We start from the raw sequence: 1,478 nt of genomic DNA, 5'->3' as shown, positions 1-1,478 counted from the left end.
GCTGGGTCGTGATCTTCGGCGGCATGGCGATCTGGGCGACGGAGTTCGTCTGGGCCGATGATGGTCTTCGGACAACCGGCAACCGCCGACGTCGCGCCGACGGCATTGCCCGGCGACGTGAACAATCGTCTGCGTGACGCCATGCGAGGCGCCGGCGGACTGGCTGGGTACCCGGACATGATGGCGGCCGGTGCAGCGAGCGGTGATGATCGCTGGTTCTACGGATCACGCGGAGACTTCGCGTTCGCGGTGTTCGTCGCAGACGCCGACGGCGGTGATCGAGCAATGCAGATGACGGACAAGCTCTTCCAGGAACTCGGCAAGCCTGCCGACAAGTAGTACCAAGCACCGCGAGTAGATTCCTGGTTCGTGAACCTGCTCGATTTCCTTTTCCTCGTCGTAGCGGGATTCTTCAGCGGTCTAGTCGGTTTTGTCACCGGTCTTGCGTCGATCGTCTCGTACCCGGCGCTGCTGAGCGTCGGGCTCTCGCCGGTCAGCGCGAACATGACCAATACCGTCGCGTTGGTGGCCGTCGGCGTCGGCGCATTGGCGAACTCGTCCCGTGAAGTTGCCGATACCGGTCCGAAACTTGTTCGCTGGTCTCTCTATTCGGCGGCCGGTGGCATCATCGGTGCCCTGATTCTGTGGTTGGCACCGGAAGGTTCGTTCGAATCCGTTGTGCCGGCGATGGTCGTGTTCGCCTCGCTCGCGCTGCTACTGCAACCGAAGATTCGTGAGTTGTCCGGCGGCGGTGACCGTCCCGGAATCTACTCGGCAGCACTGTTTGCCGTCGCGGTCTACGGAGGCTATTTCGGTGCCGGTGCCGGCGTCATCTTCCTGGCCGCGACGCTCATCCTCACTTCCGAAACGGTGTGGCGTGCAACGATCCTGAAGAGCTTCTTTCTCGGCATCGCCAATCTTGTGGCTGCACTCATCTTCGCCTTCTCCGGACAGGTGCATTGGGTGGCCGCGTTGGCGATGGCACTCGGCGCTTTGGCCGGAGGGTGGTGTGGCCCGCCGCCGAGGTGGATCCCGCACAGGTCATCGAGTCGGTGTCGACGTTCCTCACCGGCTACATGGTTCCCGACTCGGTTCTGGTGCTCGATTCGATTCCGTTGACCACCGCGGGCAAGACGGATATCAAAGCTCTCCCTTCGCCCGTGTTCGAGTCGAAGGTCTACCAAGCGCCGGTCACGACCGTCGAAGAGACTGTCGCGCAGGTGTTCTCCGAAGTTCTCGGAGTGGCACAGGTCGGCCGAGACGATGATTTCTTCGAACTCGGAGGCAACTCGCTGGTCGCGACCCGGGTCGCCGCACGACTGGGGGAGGCGCTCGACACAAGCGTTCCGGTTCGTGCGCTCTTCGAAGCGTCGACCGTGCAGTCACTCGCCGTCCGGCGTTCGAGGACAGCTGAGGACAGCACCATGAAGATCTCCGTCGACCATCCACGCTGCGAAGGCCACGGCCTGTGCGCCGAC

The 1,478-nt window shown here is 62.9% G+C and carries 3 protein-coding genes and 1 pseudogene; all 4 read left to right on the top strand.

The features are described from left to right. Nucleotides 1-119, top strand: a pseudogene (locus ABT116_RS51200) (PGPGW domain-containing protein); the annotation flags it as partial. Next, complete coding sequence (locus ABT116_RS45740) at nt 118-339, top strand: hypothetical protein (protein ID WP_502984071.1); 222 nt, start codon at nt 118-120, stop codon at nt 337-339. The pseudogene ABT116_RS51200 and the gene ABT116_RS45740, both read left to right, overlap by 2 nt. Before the next feature lie 30 nt (nt 340-369). Then, nucleotides 370-1,119 carry a sulfite exporter TauE/SafE family protein gene (locus ABT116_RS45735; RefSeq protein WP_351647070.1) on the top strand — a complete coding sequence of 250 codons (750 nt, stop codon included), beginning with the start codon at nt 370-372 and terminating at the stop codon, nt 1,117-1,119. Beyond that, nucleotides 1,053-1,478 (top strand): ferredoxin (locus tag ABT116_RS45730; protein ID WP_351647066.1); only part of this gene is annotated, 426 nt, incomplete at its 3' end. The genes ABT116_RS45735 and ABT116_RS45730, both read left to right, overlap by 67 nt.

The organism is Streptomyces sp. NPDC002130 (assembly GCF_040296465.1).
Lineage (GTDB): Bacteria > Actinomycetota > Actinomycetes > Streptomycetales > Streptomycetaceae > Streptomyces.
Note: the sequence above shows the minus strand (reverse complement) of the source record. Positions and strands in the feature narration are given on the sequence as shown.